15 protein-coding genes are annotated in these 17981 nt (G+C 62.9%); 10 read left to right on the top strand and 5 right to left on the bottom strand.

All coding sequences use genetic code 11. The features are described 5' to 3' along the window. Nucleotides 1-212 precede the first annotated feature (212 nt). Genes AC0V7N_RS34050 through AC0V7N_RS34005 form a run of 10 tightly spaced genes read left to right on the top strand, consistent with a single transcriptional unit; the run spans nt 213 to nt 7727 of the window. Complete coding sequence (locus AC0V7N_RS34050; RefSeq protein WP_475453126.1) at nt 213-1262, top strand: PilN domain-containing protein; 1050 nt, start codon at nt 213-215, stop codon at nt 1260-1262. Between the two features lie 2 nt (nt 1263-1264). Beyond that, entirely contained in the window at nt 1265-1858 is a 594-nt protein-coding gene (gspM, locus tag AC0V7N_RS34045) for a type II secretion system protein GspM (RefSeq protein WP_475453124.1), read from the top strand. Then, entirely contained in the window at nt 1855-2403 is a 549-nt protein-coding gene (locus tag AC0V7N_RS34040; RefSeq protein ID WP_475453122.1) for a hypothetical protein, read from the top strand. The genes gspM and AC0V7N_RS34040 overlap by 4 nt, the downstream gene beginning before the upstream one ends. Next, on the top strand, nt 2400-2735 hold the full coding sequence (locus AC0V7N_RS34035) for a hypothetical protein (RefSeq protein WP_496627589.1): 336 nt from the start codon (nt 2400-2402) through the stop codon (nt 2733-2735). The genes AC0V7N_RS34040 and AC0V7N_RS34035 overlap by 4 nt, the downstream gene beginning before the upstream one ends. Then, complete coding sequence (locus AC0V7N_RS34030; RefSeq protein ID WP_496627588.1) at nt 2708-3325, top strand: hypothetical protein; 618 nt, start codon at nt 2708-2710, stop codon at nt 3323-3325. Before AC0V7N_RS34035 ends, AC0V7N_RS34030 begins: the two co-directional genes overlap by 28 nt. After that, on the top strand, nt 3322-4965 hold the full coding sequence (locus AC0V7N_RS34025; RefSeq protein ID WP_475453118.1) for a GspE/PulE family protein: 1644 nt from the start codon (nt 3322-3324) through the stop codon (nt 4963-4965). Before AC0V7N_RS34030 ends, AC0V7N_RS34025 begins: the two co-directional genes overlap by 4 nt. Continuing rightward, nucleotides 4965-6182 carry a type II secretion system F family protein gene (locus AC0V7N_RS34020; protein ID WP_475453116.1) on the top strand — a complete coding sequence of 406 codons (1218 nt, stop codon included), beginning with the start codon at nt 4965-4967 and terminating at the stop codon, nt 6180-6182. Before AC0V7N_RS34025 ends, AC0V7N_RS34020 begins: the two co-directional genes overlap by 1 nt. Then, nucleotides 6179-6649: a GspH/FimT family pseudopilin gene (locus tag AC0V7N_RS34015; protein WP_475453114.1), complete on the top strand. Its 471-nt coding sequence runs from the start codon at nt 6179-6181 to the stop codon at nt 6647-6649. Before AC0V7N_RS34020 ends, AC0V7N_RS34015 begins: the two co-directional genes overlap by 4 nt. Further along, the gene (locus AC0V7N_RS34010; protein WP_475453112.1) at nt 6631-7005 is read left to right on the top strand and encodes a PulJ/GspJ family protein; all 375 of its coding nucleotides are present in this window, start codon (nt 6631-6633) and stop codon (nt 7003-7005) included. The genes AC0V7N_RS34015 and AC0V7N_RS34010 overlap by 19 nt, the downstream gene beginning before the upstream one ends. Then, the gene (locus AC0V7N_RS34005; protein WP_475453110.1) at nt 7002-7727 is read left to right on the top strand and encodes a hypothetical protein; all 726 of its coding nucleotides are present in this window, start codon (nt 7002-7004) and stop codon (nt 7725-7727) included. Before AC0V7N_RS34010 ends, AC0V7N_RS34005 begins: the two co-directional genes overlap by 4 nt. A gap of 36 nt (nt 7728-7763) precedes the next feature. On the opposite strand, the gene gspG is transcribed toward AC0V7N_RS34005, so the two are convergent. The 5 genes from gspG to AC0V7N_RS33980 form a co-directional block, all read right to left on the bottom strand. Continuing rightward, nucleotides 7764-8216, bottom strand: a complete 453-nt coding sequence (gene gspG / locus AC0V7N_RS34000; protein WP_475453108.1) for a type II secretion system major pseudopilin GspG — start codon at nt 8214-8216, stop codon at nt 7764-7766. Further along, nucleotides 8216-8707, bottom strand: a complete 492-nt coding sequence (locus tag AC0V7N_RS33995; RefSeq protein WP_475453106.1) for a prepilin peptidase — start codon at nt 8705-8707, stop codon at nt 8216-8218. The genes gspG and AC0V7N_RS33995 overlap by 1 nt, the downstream gene beginning before the upstream one ends. A 2-nt stretch (nt 8708-8709) precedes the next feature. Beyond that, on the bottom strand, nt 8710-10839 hold the full coding sequence (gene gspD, locus AC0V7N_RS33990) for a type II secretion system secretin GspD (protein WP_475453104.1): 2130 nt from the start codon (nt 10837-10839) through the stop codon (nt 8710-8712). 286 nt (nt 10840-11125) lie between these two features. Then, nucleotides 11126-11491 carry a DUF2251 domain-containing protein gene (locus AC0V7N_RS33985; protein WP_475453102.1) on the bottom strand — a complete coding sequence of 122 codons (366 nt, stop codon included), beginning with the start codon at nt 11489-11491 and terminating at the stop codon, nt 11126-11128. Next, the gene (locus AC0V7N_RS33980; protein WP_475453100.1) at nt 11470-17592 is read right to left on the bottom strand and encodes an RHS repeat-associated core domain-containing protein; all 6123 of its coding nucleotides are present in this window, start codon (nt 17590-17592) and stop codon (nt 11470-11472) included. The genes AC0V7N_RS33985 and AC0V7N_RS33980 overlap by 22 nt, the downstream gene beginning before the upstream one ends. Nucleotides 17593-17981: the final 389 nt, after the last annotated feature.

Here is a 17981-nt window from a genome sequence, read left to right as displayed (position 1 = left end):
ACCCGGTCATCGTTGATCTGAGGCCGGTGGAAGGGCCGGCTGCCGTGGCCGCGGCTTTCGACGCCATGCGAAAGGTAGAGAGATCGGCCCACAAAAGCTGTGGCTAATCCCCCTCCCGCCCCTTCGCAAATATCCGCATCACACCACCATCTGTAGTAGTCTCGCCCCGGAAACCCCGGCCGAGAATCAGCCGGGGTGGCGGGTGGTTGATTGTGGCGACACTCAACGCGCAGGTTCTGGATTTTTTCGACTGGTGGCTCGACGAGCTGCGAGGGGTCTGGACGCGGCTTACACCCAGGCGGAAGCAATCTTCCTCCGCCGACTGGATCGTCAGCCTGGCGGATGACGGCATTCGCGTGCGCGAGGCCAATGCGCCGGAATTCCAGTCGATCCCCTTGGCGCTCACGGCCTCCTCGGACGAGATCCTGGCACTGCTCCAGGGCGGAGCCCGGCGCAGGCGGCCTAGCTTCGATATTGCGATCCAGCCCGGCCTGTTCCTGACCCGGCACCTGGCAGCGCGGCGGCTGCCGGTTCGACAGGCGCGCGACATGGCCGAACTCGACCTTCTGGCCGCGACGCCGATCGACCCGGCGCAGGTGCATGTCGTCTTCGCCGCAACGGCGGAAGAAGACAGCGCCTACCATGTCGTCAAGACGAAGACGCTTGCCGCCGTGCTGGACGCGGTTCGCCGGGCCGGTGGCTCGGTCCGCTGCCTGTCGCTGTCGCAGCCGGCCGGCACGCTGCGTGCCGATCCGCTCAGCCTCGCCGCGATCTGGCCGCCGACGGCGCGTGACCGGCGTGCCAGGACCGCAGGGATTACGGCCCTGTCGATCCTGGCCGGAGCCGTGCTGGTGACCTTCGCGCATGCGCATTGGCGCGCCTGGCAGGCGGAGGCCGAACTGGACACGCAGATCGCCAATGCGCAGGTGCTGGCCAAGGCGGCGCGCACCTCGCTGCAGAAGCGCCAGGCCGGCATCGAACGGATCGAAAAGATCCGTCAGGAAAAGAAGACGACGGCGTCGCTGGTGCGCGTCTGGGCCGAGCTGACGCATCTGCTGCCCGACACCGCCTGGCTGACCGATCTGTCGGCCAAGGGCGACGATCTGACCATATCCGGCTATTCCACCTCGGCTGCCGAACTGATCCAGCCGATCGACGCCTCGCCGCTGTTTTCGGCGCCTGAATTCGCGTCACCGGTGGTCAAGGTTCCCGGTCAGGATGGCGAGCATTTCACCATTTCGGCAAAGATCGGAGCGCTCTGACGATGCTCTCCGCCATCCTCGACACAAGGCCGACGATCCGCCGCCTGATCGCGCTGGCGCTCGCCGTGGTCACGGCCTGTGTGCTTGCCTGGGTGGTGTTCGCGGCGTTCGACAGCGTCGCCTCCGCACAGGCCGGGATCGAGGAAAAACGCGAGCTTCTCGGCCAGCTGCAGAGCGTGGCCGCGCTGGCAAAGCGCCTCGACAGCGCCGCCAGTCCTGAGGCGGCGGCCAATCCCGAGTTTCTCACCGGTGGCAGCGAAGCGATCATCCGCGGCGGGCTGCAGACCAGGCTGAACGCGATTGCCGCCGCCAACGGGGTCAGCGTTCTCTCGGCCGGCAATGCCCCGGCGCTGAGCGAAGGCGGCGTCGATTTCATCGGCCTGAGAGCAAACCTTTCAGGGTCGCTGGAGGGCATCCACAACGCCATTCTCGCTATCGAAACATCGCTGCCGGTGCTGTTCATTCGCGAGGCCACCTTGCGCACAACCGATGTCGGGCCGGCCGCCGGGCGCACCGGCGATCCGGAGATCTTTGCCGAGCTCCTGTTCTACGGCCCGCTGCAGACGCAAGTCGCGCCAAGCGGGGCCAAACCATGACCGGGAAATTCGCAGGCCTGGCGATTGCGGCTGTGATCGCGGCCCTCGCCCTGATCAATGTCGCGCTTTACGACACGCCTGTCGACATCACGCCGGTCGCCTCCGGCAAAGGGCATGATGGCGGCCCGACCTCAGCGGCGGGATCGCTGCAATTTCCCGAAGCCGGCGATTTCAGCGAGACGTTCCAGCGTCCGCTGTTCACGCCGACACGCCGGAAATTCGTGCCCCCGCCGGTCGCACCACCGCCAGTTGAGGTTGCCGTCGCCCCGGTCGAGCCGGCGCCGGCGCCACCCGAAGCCGCACCGGCCGTCGCCCCATCGCTGCTGGGCATCAGCATTCATGGCGGAGCGGCGAAGGCCCTGCTGCGCGTCGCCGGCAGCGAGACCGCGCTCTGGTATGGTAGTGGCGAGACCGTCGACGGCTGGACGCTGTCGGCGATCGACAAGGATCAGGCCGTGCTGGAGCGGGATGGCAAGGTGGCGCGCATCCCGCTTTATCCGCCCTGGAAGAATGTCCTGCCTAACCCGGATGCCCCGCAATTATGAGCGACCGCGCACCCCATGGCAGCGTAAACACCAGCGGGGGAGACGAAAGCGCGCGCAGCGGCTTTTCGCTGGTTGCCGTGCTGGTGTTCATGCTGATCGTCTCGGCGATCGTCGTTCCCTTTGCCATCACGGCCAAAACGCGGTTGATGATCGCCAACAACGAGGTCGAGCAGGAGCGCCTGTCGCTGCTTGCCGAAGGCCTCGGCAATGTGGTTGCCAGCGCATTGACCGGAGGCGAGGGCGCAAAAAAGTTTCCGCTGGATTCCACGCCGACAGCGTGCCGGTCGGGGCATTCAGTTTCAATGTGCGTGTCCAGGATCATGGTGGACTGATCGATCTCAACGCTGCCGATGACCGTTTGTTGGGGCTTGGCTTTGCAGCGCTCGGCTTTCAGCAGCAGTCATCGGATGAACTGGCCAGGGCCGCGATCCGGTTTCGCGACAGTGCCAAGCTGTTCGCCGGCTTGCCGCAATCCAGAAGCGCCGTCGGACCGCCGGAAGACAAGCAGGCGCCGTTCGAATCGGTGTCCGAACTGCAGGAGTTTTCGGCCCTGTCGTCGATACAACTGCAGACCCTGAATGGTGTTTTCACGGTCAACTCGAAGCGTGGCACGATCAGCGCCGACCATGCGCCAAGCCGTCTCCGCGCGGCCCTTGCCGGTGGCTCCAGCGCTTCGGTCGTTCAAGCCTCTGCCGACCCATCGGCCTACACGGTCGACGTGGTGGTGAGACGGGACGGCTCCGGGATCGCGGGCGAGGCCGGGTTCATCATCGAAAAATCTGCGACAGGCGCGGCATTCTCCCGCGTCGCCCGAAGCCCGGCCACCGAAGCCGGCACAGTCCCGGCCGTTTCCGGTACCGCCGACTGCGAAGTGCTGTTCGGCACGGAGGCGGCGCAGATTCTGCGAGGATGGAGCTCATGAACGCTTCCGTCCAGACAAAGGGGATAGAAGCATTTCTCGCCTTTCTCGAGGGCGAGAAAGTGCTGACCGCGCATGCCGCCCAACGCGCGCTCGGGGCGTCGCGAACATCGGGGCATCCGTTCGATACGGTGATGACCGAACTCGGGCTGATCGGTGAGCAGGAGCTTGCCAACAGCCTCAGCCGCTACCTCGAAGCACCGATGCCGGTCGAGATTCCTGAACAGATCAGCCCCGAAATGCTGGCAAGGGTGCCGCTGGCCTATCTCAGGGAAAACGCCATCCTGCCGCTGCAGATGGACGCCGAGCGGCTGGTCGTCGCCGTCGCCGATCCTTTCTCCTCGGCCAACATCGACGCACTGGCCTTCCACTATGAGCGAACGCTGGCGCTGCGCATCTTGCCAAGGCGCATGATCGCCGAACACATCGATCGCATCGAGCAATCGGCCTTGGCGACCGTTTCGAATGGCGGCGGCAGCGGCGAAACCCTGGATTTCGGCCCCGACGACCTCGAGCGGTTGAAGGATTTTGCCCGTGAGGCGCCGATCGTGCGCTTCGTCGCCGAGACCATCCACAAGGCGGTCGACGCAAGAGCCACCGACATCCACATCGAGCCGCTCGAGGATCACGTCCGCATCCGCTTCAGGCATGATGGCATGCTGTCCACCGTCGACACCGCGTCGATCGCGATGCTGTCGGGCATCTCCACCCGCATCAAGATCCTGTCGCGGCTCAACATTGCCGAACGGCGCCTGCCGCAGGACGGACGCATGCGCATTGCCGTGCGCGGCAGGGATGTCGACCTACGCGTCTCGGTCATTCCCTCCATCCACGGCGAGGCCATCGTGCTTCGCATTCTCGATCGCTCCGGCGTTGAACTGAAACTGGAGAAACTCGGCTTCGACGGTGCCGCGCAAGCGAAGATCCGCAACATGTCGCAAGCCGCCAACGGTATCGTGCTGATCACCGGACCGACCGGCAGCGGCAAGACGACGACGCTCTATTCCATCCTGGCCGAGCGTTCGCGGCCGGACGTCAAGATCTTCACGGTCGAGGATCCGGTCGAATACCGCATGGCCGGTATCACCCAGTTGCAGGTCAATCCAGCGATCGACCTCGACTTTGCCGCCGCTTTGCGCTCGATCCTGCGGCAGGATCCCGACATCATCCTGCTCGGCGAAATCCGCGACCGCGAGACGGCGCAGGTCGCGGTTCAGGCGGCACTCACCGGCCATCTCGTGTTCTCGACGCTGCACACCAACAGTGCCGCAGGCGCGCTGACGCGTCTTCGCGACATGGGCATCGATGGCTATCTGCTCGGCGCGACCATCCGCGGCGTCATCGCCCAGCGGCTGTTGCGCTGCGTCTGCCCGACCTGCCGCGGTGCGGTGCAGGCCGGCCCGGCCTGCCGCACCTGCAACGGCTCCGGCTACAGCGGCCGCACGGTGACCTATGAAATGCTGCAAGTGTCGCCGCGCATCGCCGAGCTTATCGACCAGGGCGCCGGCGAAATGGAGATCGGCCGCATAGCCGCCGAGGACGACCTCGTGCCGATGTCGGCCCACGCAACCGCGCTTGCGCGATCGCAGGTCACCACGATGGACGAAGTCCGCCGTGTCATCGATCTCGCGGGAGGCGACTGATGCCGGCCTTTGCCTATCGCGCCTACCTGGCCGACGGCTCGACGGAGGCCGGCGTCCTCGATGCGTCGACCAAACAGGACGCCGCCCGCAAACTGGCGCAGCAGGGTCGCCGGTCCTACCATCTTGCGCCCGTGAACAGCGAAAGGCCGCAGCTTCGCCTGCCGGGGCGCAGCGCGCTGACTTTTACCAGAAAGGTCGACCTCAGCCGCTTGTTCTCCGAACTCTCGGTGCTTCTGAATGCCGGCTTCACGGTCGACCGCGCCTTGGGTGCGGTCATCTCCGGCGAAGCCAACCGGCAGCGGCGCCAGCAACTGCAATCGGTGCTCGATCTGACGACCGGTGGCCGGCCGATCGCCGAGGCCTTCGCCAGCCTGCCGGGCATCACCCCGGATATTGCCGCCCTGCTTGCCAGCGGCGAGCGCAGCGGCAAGATGGCCTATATCTGCCAGCGGCTCGCGGACACGTTCGAGGCGACGGCCAAGCGCCGCGCGGCAATCGGCGAGGCGCTGGCCTATCCGGCCTTCCTGCTGCTGGTGATGAGCGGGGCGCTGGTCATTCTGGCAACCGTCCTGGTGCCGGCGCTGGAGCCGATCTTCGAAGGCTCATCCGCCCCCAAGCCGTTCACCATGACAGTGCTGTCGGCCTTCGGCACGGTGTTCCGCGACTACCCCTTCGTTTTCCCGCTGGCGGCGGTCCTCGGCCTGCTTTGCTATCTTCTGGTGTCCCGTTCCGCTGGCGCCAGAAGACAACTCTCGCGCTGGCTGTTGAAGATCCCGCTGATCGGCGCGCTGGTCAGGGATGCCGTGGTCGCGCGCTATCTCGAAACGCTTGCGCTGCTGCTCGGCAATGGCGTGGCGATGACCGAGGCGCTTGGCCTCGCCGCCAATGTTTCCCGGCAGAGTTCATTGGCGGCAAGCTTTGCAACGATCGAGGAAAACGTCGCCAATGGCGCCCGCCTGCACAGCGCGATCGTCAAGGCGGGGATTTTCGGCCACGCGACAATGTCGCTGGTCTCGCTTGGCGAAGAGGCCAATGCGCTTCCCGTGGTGCTGGATCGCGCCGCGAAAATGCTTCAGCTGACGCTGACGCGGCGGATCGACACTGTGCTGAAGCTGTTGACGCCGGCGCTGACGATTTCGCTCGGCTTTCTCGTCGGCAGCCTGGTCATTTCGGTGATGACGACGATCCTCAGCATCAACGATCTGGCGCTGCAATGACCGCGCGGCAAGCCAGCGCACCGGCGGATCCAGCAGCCGGATTCACCCTGGTCGAAATGCTGGTGGTGCTGGCGATCATGGCCCTTGTCGCGGCCATCGCCGCGCCGGGGCTGGTCAGCCACTATCGGACCAGGAGCCTGGAGACGGTGGCCGGCGAGATCACCATGCGGCTGCGCCTGTCGCGCACATCGGCAATCGCCACCGCCCGGCCGAAGCAGGTCGTTGTCGATCTGGGTGCCCGTCTCATCCGCTTCGGCGAACGAGATAATGTCGCCTTGCCGGACGATGTCAAAATGACCGTGATCACTGGCCGGGAAACTGTGGTCGCCGACCGGCAGACGGTGCTGACCTTCCTTCCCGACGGCAGCGCTTCCGGCATGGACATCGCGCTGCAGCAAAAAGGCCGGACCGCGCGCATCGCGGTCAACTGGCTGACAGGGCTTTCGACATGGCGAACATTGCCATGACCGGGCCATCGTCCCCATCCTCATCCGAAGATGGCTTCTCGATCCTGGAGATGATCGTCGCCATGACGATCCTGGCGCTCGTGCTTGGCGTCGCCAGCCAGTCGATCGTGCTGGCCAGCCGCAGCATTGCCGCCGCCAAGCGCCAGGTCGAAGCGGCCAGAACGGTCCGCGTCATGCTGGCCGACTACGAGGCGCGGGCGCAAACCGTGGCACAGCCCGGCTGGACCCTGAAGACCCGCATGATAGACGTGTCGAAGGCGAGAGTGACCGCCGTTCTCATCGAGAAGCCGGGCGGAGCGTTTCCAAGCGGACCGTTCCTGACCTTCGTGCCCGCGCAAGGCCCGGCTGCGCCATGAGCTGGCTGTTGTCCTGCGCACGGCTGAAAGCCCGCGCCGTTTGCCGTCGTCTTACAGGCGCTGCTTCGTCGGACGGCAAGTCGCGTCCGGAACCCTCGGCATCGCTGGCGGGTTTTGCACTCATCGACGTACTGGTGGGGCTGGCGCTGATCGGCGTCATCTCATCGCTGATGATGGTCTTTCTCGGCCAGGCGCGAACGATGATGCGCATCGAAAAGGCAACCGAGTTCCAGATGGAGGTCGATGCCGCGTCGCGGTTCCTCGAGACCGCGATCAGCCACGCCGAACCCTTGCCTCTGTCGAAATCATCGCCCGACCAGGTGCTTTATCTCAGCGGCGATGGTGCCCGGATCGAATTCAATGCCGTTCAGGCGATCGGCTTCAAATCCTCCGCATTGCGTGAAATCCTCGTTTCGCTTGGCGATGGTGGCCAGTCGGGAGGTGCTCTGGCGATCGTCCAGAAAACGCGGCGCGGCAGCAAACCCGGCGCATCGGTGTCGAGCGAACCGGTGCGGCTGATCGGCGCCGTGAGCGCGATGAAATTCGAATATCTCGACAGCACGCAGGCATCGCCATCGTGGCTGCCGGTCTGGAATGCGCCACGGCGGCTGCCTGCTGCCGTGCGTTTCACCGTCTCGGTTGTGCGCGATGGCGCGGCCTATTCATCGCGAGGTTTTGCCCGCCTCGATCTGGCAAATGCCCAGGTGCCGCGCACGAACTGAGCAGCGCGCCCCTGTCCCAGCCGAATCCGGGCAGCGTCAGTTGGTGACGTCCTGGTCTTCGCCGATTCCGTCGGGTTTGCCGTCCTTGCCAAGGGTGCGGATGACCACGCCGCTGGCATCGGCCTTCACTTCGTAGGTGTAAGGCCTGCCCCATGGATCCTTCAGGCCGGTGTTTCCTTTGAGATACGGCCCGTTCCAGCGCGCCTCGCCGGCAGGCTGCGCGACCAGGGCATTGAGCCCTTCTTCATCGGTCGGGTATTTCGCATTGTCGACATAGTAGAGCTCAAGCGCGCTTTCGATGTTGCGGATCTGCGCCTTGGCCGCATTGGTCCTGGCCGCGCCGAGATAGCGCAGCACCTGCGGTGCCGCGAGCGTCGCGATCAGCGCGATGATGGCGAGCACGACCAGAAGCTCGACCAGCGTGAAGCCGCTTTCGCTATCATCGCGTCTACGGTGGGATCTTTCGGAGGGTTGAAGAAAGCGCATCATCAGAGCAGTCCCATGTCTAGACCTGCAAATTGCTCCAGCGCCCAGCTGGAGCCGAGGCCGATGGCGATAAACGGGCCGAAGGCGACGCGGGCCCGCGCTGCCGCCGGCCCTGTCGCGACCATCTGCCCGCCGACGAACAAAAGAGCGCTGGCGCTGGCGATGAACAGCAGCACCGGCAGGAGCAGCGGGCTGATCCAGCATGAAGCGGCCGCCAGCATCTTGACGTCGCCGAGGCCAAGGCCGATCCGGCCGGTCAGGAGGAAATGGCCGCGCCGCAGCAGCCAGGCAGCGGCGAACGTCACGGCGGCAAACAGCAGGTGCAGCGGCAGACCGGCGGCGTCGGCCGCCTGATAGAACAGGCCGATGCCGGCCAGCGCCAGGTTGAGCCCGTCCGGGATGATCTGCCGGCGGAAATCGGCGATCGCAATGGCGCAGAGAACGGTCATCAGCGCGATCGTCGCAGCCAGCACGAGAGAGGGGTGCGCAGCCATCGTCAATACGCCAGCCTCTTCAGATCCTGCTGCAGCTTGGTGCCGCCGCGCCGCTTCTGGATCGGCGTCTGCAGGCTGATCTTGCCGCGGAATTCGTCCGTCACCTCGCGCGCTTCATTGATATCGCGCACGACATGCGGCCGGATGAAGATGATCAGTTCGGTTCGTCCGATACTGTCGTCTTTCTGCTTGAACGCATTGCCGATGATCGGGATGTCGCCAAGGATCGGCATCTGGGTCCGGTCGACATTGTTGCGCTGCTGGATCAGGCCGCCCAGCGCCAGGCTTTCGCCGTCATTGACCAGCACCCGCGTCTGGATCTTGCGCTGCTGGATGGTCGGCGAATCGATGCCGGAACTGGTCGTCTTCGTCACATTGCTGACCTCCTGCTCGATGTCGAGCATGACCCTGCCGGCAGCATTGATGCGTGGCGTCACCGTCAGGATGACGCCGGTATCCTTCATCTGGATCGAGTTGATGATCGGCGCGTTGCCGGTCGTCGTGTCCTGCTGTTGCTGGGTGGCGATCGGCACCTGGTCGCCGACCTGCAAGACCGCCTTCTGGTTGTTCAGCGCCATGATCGTCGGCGCCGAGATGACATTGACGTCGGTGATGCTGGACAGCGCGTTCAGCGTCACCTGGATGTTGTCGGTCGCATAGCTCCAGCTGAAGCCGGGGAGCGCGGCCGCGGCGGCGCCCTTGGCCACGTCCGACAGCGAGATCTTGGTGCCGCCATTTTCGAAGAACCAGCGCAGGCCGTATTTCAGATCGTCGTTGAGCGTCACCTCGGCGATGACGGCTTCCAGCATGACTTGCGTCGGCAGCACGTCGACCTTGGACAAGATCTGCTCGATGCGCTCATAGTCGCGCGCCGTGGTCTGGATCAGCAGCGCATTGTTCTCGACATCGGCGACCACCGTGGCGTGCGCGGGCGGCTGTCCATCCTGCATTTCGGGCATGGACGGCGAGGGGCCTGTCAATGGCGCCGGCGTGACGCCATCCGACTGCATGGCGATCGGCGTCTGGTTGGGCGACACGTTCGTGCCGCCCGATCCGCCTTCGGTCTTCACCGTGGTGCCGAGAACCGAGCTCAGCACCGCGGCCAGTTCCTTGGCCGGCCGGTTCTGGATCTGGTAGACGAAGAGCTGGCTTTCATTGGTCTCGGCCAGCCTGTCGAGCTTGTTGATCCAGGTCGAGGCGCGCGCCAGATAGGCCGGGCGCGAGGTGATCACCAGCACCGAATTCAGCCGGTCATTGGGGATGAACTGGATGAGCTTGGCGCCAGGCCCGTCCTTGGTGCCGAAGATCGAATCGAGCTCGGCGGCGACCGCTTCCGGCTTGGAGGTCTTCAACGGGTGCAGCGCCACCGACATGCCGCGCATCCAGTCGACATCGAACACCGAAACCGCTTCCCGGATGGCATTGAGGTCGCTGTCGCTGCCGGCGACCGTGATGATGTTGCGGGTGGAATCGACGCGCAGCACCGAGCCCTGGCGGGTGATCGGTTCGAGAATGGTCTTCATCTCGTCGGCGGCGATGAATTGCAGCTGCAGCACCTGCACCTTGACGCCGGGGCCGGAGGGCGAGGTCGACGGCACGCTGACCGGCGGCGTCGAGGCCATGATCTCCGACAGCGGCACGATCTGGTAGGTGCCGCCGCGGCTGGTGATGCCGGCGGCGTTTACAGCCAGCGCCGATTGCAGGATGTCGACCAGCGCATCCTGCGACACCGGCTGCGAGGTCTGCAGCGTCACCGTGCCTTGCACGCGCGGGTCGACGATGTAGTTGAGGTGCAGCGCATCGCCCAGCACCGCCTTGGCCGCGTCGGCAATCGGCGCATTGACCAGATTGAGCTCGAACTTGCCGGCGCCGTCGCTGGTCACCTTGGTGACCGGCGCGCCCGACGACACGAACTGGCCCGAGCCCTGATACTGCGCGCCGTTGAAGCGCTGTGCCGCACTCTGCGCCGAGGTGACGGTGGCCGGCCCTGTATATCCCGCCCGTAACGGCGAGTTCTTGGCATGCAGGCTGTCGATGGTCTCGGTGAAAAAATCCTTGCCCGGCGAAGACGTGCAGCCGGCAACAGCCAGCAGCGTGCACAACACGACGCAATGACTAGGCTTGCTCGACATCCACCCGATTCCCCTAGGCTTTTACTCTAGGGCTTCTTGCAGGCCGATGTCGGGAATGATGGCGGTGTTTGGGGTCTATCCACAGGGTAGGTGGGGTTGCTCAGGCAGGGCGGGAGCGTTGCCGATCTGGATATCGATGGAGGACGCTTGCGCTGCAGCACAGGAGCGCGATCTCGGTCGTGACTGCTTGGGCTATAGAGGCGGCGTGGCCTTGGCCTGGGAGGTCAAGCCGACCTCGCGAGAAAGTGCACTGTCACCGTAATTCCGTAATTGCCGTATGGGCTCATTAATTAATTGGTCGTTTGAATTGCATAAGAATATCTTCGGGCACCGATGAAAGCCCTTTTTCTTCATAACTGCCGCCATATTTTTCTGCGTTTTCACTAAAGACAGCCCACGTTTCGCCCTTAATTTTTAAGCCGACAAAAATTTCAGAATGACTCCAATACACATCAACGTCGTTCTGTTCAAATGGCGCGTCTCCTGAAAATATCCAAATAAATGATATAATCTTATTTCCCTCATTTTTAGTGTTGTCATATAGATAAAAGTACCCAGTCTTTCCATCATATTCAAAAACACCAGCGAGATCCCCACTGCGGCGAACAGAGCTTTCGAAAATCTCACTACTCATTTTTTCTTCCCGAGCCATGGATGATTCTCTGTGTAATTCGGGCCAAGCCGGTGCTCGGTCCGCGTCATTGGAGTTAATCCGCCCTCTGGGGTACCGCTTACATGATGCAGCTCCATAGGGTAACCGTCTTCCCCGATAGGCGCCATCCCAGCCTTCATCCTCTCCAGGTTTTCCGGTGTATACCCTTCTGGATTTGATCGAGCTAAACCCTTCCAGAATGCCGGCCGCTCGGTATTAAACGTATTGCGGTTTATCTTTGAGCTGTATCGTGTCGGTACATCGTTAGACATATGCGATGGACCAAAAAGTGCTTCCTTGAGGTCCTTTATCGCATCGGCCATCAGACCAGTGCCCAATAAAGTCCCCGCGACTGCGGGCGCTGTGGTCACCGGCACTGCCGCGCCATCGGTGACCACATCCGATCCAACCCCGAAACCTATTGAACCGGCAGTGATCACCGCCCCAAGCGTCAACTTTCCGTGCGCAAGGTATGCTTTTCGAGCATTGTTGAAGAGCGACGGGGGGCCGGATGTATCGTCTGGAGGGCCTAATGATTGGGGGTTAGAATTGTCCGTGCCTCCCTGTCTGTCATTGCCTCCTAATAAGCTTCTCGCGGCATTGTAAGCATTAACCGCATCTAGGGCGCCGTGCCCATTTTGATCGCTCTTATTGACCGGATCGTTCTGGGCATAGGCGTATCGATTGGTCCCAACGCCCGGCATCGTCGGATCCCAATCATCGGGCGAGATGAACCGCCCCAGCATCGGATCCATATACCGCGCATTGAGATACAGCAGTCCGATCTCGGCATCGAAGCGCTCGCCAATATAGCCCTTCTGCGTCTGGAAGCCGGTGTTGAGGCTCTCGCCATAGGTGGCATAGGTGGTTCCCTCAACCACGGCGCCCGATATGTCGGTGACCAGGCGCACCGAGGCTAGATGCTCGCGGTGCAGGAAGTATTTGGCCGTGCCCACCACCTTGATGTCGGGATGCGGGTAGCGCGTGTAGATCTCCGCGCCCGGCGTCGCCGGATTGATCTCGACATTGGCGTCGGGATAGAGCGTCGTGGCGAAGCTCGATGTTTTCTTCGACCGCGCTCCGTCAGGGCCATAGGCGAGATTGACGGTGTTGGAGGCAAGGCTGACCGTCTTCAGCCGGTTGGCCTCGTCCCAGCTCAGCGTGCGGCTGCCATCGGAGGTGAGATTGCCGTTGGCGTCATAGGCCATCGCATTGGCGCCGACGCTGACGGGTGCATGCGGACGCGCGGCACTCGCCGCGGGATAGACATAGGTGCCGGCGACACGGGTGCGCGAGACCATGTTGTCGTTGGCGACATAGACGAAGGTCTCGTCGAGCGTGTTGTCGCCGAGATTGTCGGCCGAGATCAGCCGGTCGGCATTGTCATAGACATAGTTCCAGCTGCCGGGCGCTGACGCCCCGACAATGTTGGTGATGCGGCCAAGGGTGTCGCGCGTGTATTGCCGGTCCATCAATGTGGTGGCGCCAAGTGCCGTGGTGATGCGCGTCACCCAGCGCCGTGTCGGCGAGTAGGTGAAGGACGTCTTCACGCCGTTGGCGTAGGTGATCTCCCTGGTCTGGCCATCGGCCTCGTAGATGGTCGAGGTGATGAAGCCGGGCGCCGAGGCAAGCCTGTTGCCGGCGGTGTATTGCAATGGTGCGGCAGACGTGCCGAAGTCGAGCTGCACCGGCAGATATTGTGTCGCCAATGTCTGCCCCGAGGCATCGCTCATCGCCGTTGTGGTGTGGGTGAGCGTGCCGATGGTGGCATCCTGGCGCGCGACCTTGCCGAAGCCATCATATTTGTAGCTCTGCGTGGCAGCCGGGTTGGTCGACGTCGTCAGCTGGCCGACGTTGTAGGAACCAGCGGCGGCTTGGTCATAGGTGTTCTGCGTCAGGACAACCGGGCTGCCGCCGGGAGCCGTTGCTGTCTTCAGCGTCAGCCGGTCCATCTGGTCATAGCTGAGCGTGGTGACCGTACCCCTGGCATCGGTCTGGCTGACCAGCCGGTTGGCGGCGTCATAGACATAGGTCCAGGTGCCGAGATCGGGATCGGATGCCGACAGCCGGTTGCCGAGCAGGTCATAGGTGTAGGACCAATTGGAACCGCCGGGATCGCTGACGCTGATCAAGCGTCCCAACCGGTCGTAGTTGCGTATCTCTCGCAAAAAGAGGCCGGTGGCATCGCTGATGACGACCACAGGGTCGCCATGCACCCAATTATAGATGGATGTCCTGTGGCCGAGTTCGTCCTGCATGAGCACGCCGGAGAAGACCGGGTTTACGCCGACGGTGCCGGGATCGAGAACTTGATTGTAGGTCCGTTGGCTGGCATCCGGATTGACCGTCTTCACCCGCCGGTCGGCCCAGTCGTAGCTGTTGGTGGTCCATTGCGCGGTGTCACCGGCGAACCTTGGGAAAGCGGTGCGCAAAATATTGCCGCGAAGGTCGTAGTCCGTGTCGGCAATGCGGTGGGCACCAGCCGCCGTTTCTCCAGGCGTCTCCACCCGATAGACGCGTCCGAGCCCGTCATAGTAGGACCGGGTAAAGTCTTCTCCGGCGCCATTGGGCAGCGGCGCGTATTTGACCAGCGCCTGGGTTGCCGGATTGCCTTCGTTCTCGAAGCGCGTCTTGGCATAGGCGCCGGTCACACTCTGCGAGACTTGGTAGGGCCGGCAAAACGGATCGTAGGTAAAGGTTCTCACCAGGCCATTGAGGTCGGTCTTGGTCGCCGGCAGGCCGCAGACGGGATTGTAGGTTGCGCTCGAGACGAAGCGCGTGTCGGCACTTTGACCGCCGGTGGCAAAGTACTTCGGCGCCCGCTCGGTTACGGGATAGAGGTGATAGGTGGCGTCGTAATCCCATTCGGTTTTGTGGCCGAGCCCGTTGGCGGCCGAGACCTTGTTGCCATAGGTATCGTAGGCAAAATACTGGTAGGTCGCTTTCGGCGGGGTCGAATAATAGTCGCTGAAGCTCTGCACCTGTGTCAAATTGCCTTTGACCGGCGGCAGCGTATTATCTGTCTGGCCATCGTAGTTTTTGGAAACCACGCTGATCCACGGGAACGAGCCATCGAAGCCGGCCGCCACCGCCTCGGAGCGCGGCAGCGAGACGATATAGGCTGATGTGTTCGGAGCGAACCATCGAGCGGTGCGTGTCTCGTCGCCGCTGACGTCGGTGCGGCCGTAGTCGTCCTGGATGGCGACATTGTTGTAGGCATCGAAAGTGCGCACGACCCGAGTGGCCAGCGAAATGTTGGTGGTCAGTCCCGTGTCGGTCTCGGTCAGCGTCGTATCGGTCGCCGTGTTCTGCACGGTGTAGGGCTTTGTCGCCACATTGACCGCATAGGTCTCGGCCACCTGCTTGTGCACGGTGCCGGCACCATCCTTCCACACCGTCAGCGACGGCAGGCCATAGCTTGCCAGGTCCTGGCGATAGGTGGTCGTCACTGTCGAAGGCGCCGTCTCGCCATTGGCCAGCGGTTTGGTCTCGACGATCGAGGCAAAGCCCAGGAATTTGCGTGCCGCGGGATCGTAGGTGCCGCCGGCATAGGCATACGTGCTCACCGCCGTCTGGCCCCGGCCGTCACCGACCGAAAGCTTCGTCACCGCATGCACCAATTGCGGCAGGTAGTTGTTCGTCCACGTCGATGACGGCGTGTACTCGACCGCAACCGTCCCGCCGAGTTCCGTGGTGATCTGCTTCAGCAGGTTCGGGTTGCCCGTGCCTGCGTTCGAGATGAACATGTTGTTATAGTCGGTGAAATCCGGCAGACCGTCACCGTTGAAATCGCCCACCACCGTGCCGGCGCTCAGCGAAACCGGTAACGTGAACTCGACCGGCGTCATTGCCGTCGACGACGGTCGCAGCGAAAACACCCGCACAGGGCCGGTGCGGTAGGGCTGCGACGTGATGGTCCCACCGATGGTAATGACGGAAGCCTTGCCGCTGTTGTCGAAGTCGCGAAGGACCGAGGTCGGGCCTGGGAGAGATCCAACGCTGTAGCTCTTGAATCCCGTCCCGGTCGACAGCCAAACAGTCGTGCTGCCGTTGGTGCCGTTGTACTGAACAACGTCCGTCGCGCCGTCGCCATTGACGTCGGCCAAAACGCAGCTGCCAGGTGTTCCTGACCCCAAGAAGCACCCGATGGGGAACGAGGTCCCGCCGGGCTGCCAAGTGCCGTTCGAGAGTGCACCCTTCTGCATATATCCGCTTAACTTGAACAGCGGCTGCTGTTTTCCATTGCCGAGGAAATCACCAACGCCGTATACGGGGTAACCAGAGGCGTTGGGGTTCAGGGTGTCGACCCCGTCACCGTTGGAGTCGGCGACGATAGGATCTGGTGGCGGCTGCCGGCTGGCTTGAAATCCGTGGCAGACTGCCTGGTAGTCAGCTGGGGGCGCTGGCCACCCACAGGAAACATTCGTCAGCCCCAGCGAAGCATCCGTCTTGGCGATTGAGGTGGAGCCGCCGTAGATCGTCCGGTTATTATTGCCCCCTGATTCTGTCGTTGTGGTGACTGAACTTGCAAAGTCCAACGTGTTCTTGGCCGAAATAAAGTGGCCGGGCTGCGAAAAAAATGTCGTATTAGCTTGAGTGGCGTCATTTATCGTGTCGGACAATGAAACGGTTGCACTCAGCGCGCCGCTCGAATTGAACTTGTATATGTATTTGGTCCGCGACATGGCAGTGCAAGGACCTTGGTTTGGGTGACAGGGGTCAAACTGTTGAATGAAGTCCCCGAAGATCTCATCCCGGCCGTCGAGGTTCAGATCGCCAACCTGGTTTGGGGCTCCCGGGCGCTTCGCGGGCGCGCCACTCACCGTCGAATACACCCCATCTGTATTCTGATAGGTCATCTGGGCGATGACCTTCGAGGTACCGCCTGATATTGTGCCGTCGGCGGCAATTGTCGCATCGGTGCCGTAGCGAGAGACGGCGGTGAGGCGCGAGGTGTTGGAGAACGGCGCCTGGTCGTAGGTCAGCTTGTAGGCGCTGCGAAGTGTGCCTGAGACCGAAACGCCGACCGCCTTGATGCGCTGGCTGGTCTCCGAGATGTCACGGCCATTGCCCATCAGGATCATGTCCGGACGGGTCTCGTAGTAGAAGGTGATGCTGGCGCCGTTGTAGGAGACGCTTGAGGGATAGCAGACCGGGCTGGCCGGACAGGTGTAGCTGTAGCTGACCGTGTTGCCGTTGGTGTCGGTGACCGACGTCAACAGCCAGCGGTAGCTCATCGCCAGGTCATAGGCCGGCGTGCCGGCGGTGGGATTGAGGTTGGCGACCGCACCCACCGAGCGGAAGGTCGAGACCGTGCCGTCGCGGTCCGTAACCTTCCACTCATTGGTGGTGCTGTTGAGCGCAATGCGACGATAGCTCTCATTCTCGGTCGCATGCGTGCCGCCGGTCGCGCAGGATGGCGAGACCATGCCGGCAACGCAGGCGACCATCGCCTGGCCGTCGAGGAGATAAATGTCATTGGCATCATAGGCCGGCATGCCGTAGCCCGGCGTCGCCCGTTCGATGACATCAAAACCATCGACACCCCAGGCATAGCCGAGCCAGCCCTGATAGAGGCCACCGGTCTTGGTTTTGCGCGACGAATTGTAGTTGAGCGCGATCTGCGGCTCGATGCCGTGGAAGTCCGGCACATCGATGCCAATGGCATAGCCGAGATTGCCGTTGCCGGCTGCCTTGGGCAGATCCACCTTTGGCGTGCCGACAGCCTCCGGATCGGTGTCGGTGCTCGTCGTGGTGGCGGCCGCAGTCGCTGCGGCGGCCTGTGCCTCGGGCGTTTCTGAAGCCGCCTCGGTATCGGTCGTCTTCGCCGCCGCACCAGCCTTGGCGTCGGTGGTCTTGGCATCCGTGCCGTCGGCGGCTTTGGCATCGGCGGGCTTGGCGCCGACCTTGGCCGCCGCATCAGGACTGCCAGTCCCTGATGAACCACCTTCGGTTGATGGCGTCTGCGCCGACGAAGAGCTCGACGGGCTGCCCGCGGCCGGTCCGCCGGCTCCCAGCGCCGCCCCGCCATTGCCGTAGCCTGCAGCGGAGTTTCCGGCGGCCGCCGAAGAGCCCGGGCTCTCCTGCGCAAGTGCTGCCATCCCTGCACTTTGGCTAATATAAGAGACGACAGAAATGTCCGCGCCCACGACACTCGCGGCAAGCACTGCCGCGCCAACAAGCAACCGTTTCATGAATCCCCCGAGCCAGATTGCTTATCGTTACTCGTCTTTCATTTGATGGATACGAAACGCTCCCGTCACAAAGCCAATATTCACAGACTTATTTTTCGGAGAGGCAAAGCAGAACACTGCGCAAGCCCAGCGAATGTTAGCCGGGTCGAGCACAGTTTCGGACGATGCAATCCATCGCGCTGCGGCAAGCGTGGAAAGCAGCGGAGAATTTCATGATCTCGGGCACGGCACTTGGCATGAACTGAGGGCTGAGCACGGACACCCCGTCAGTTGCCCTATCGCCTGCGAGCGGAAAT

Source organism: Mesorhizobium kamtschaticum (assembly GCF_056174585.1).
This window is presented reverse-complemented; position numbering and strand designations above follow the sequence as displayed.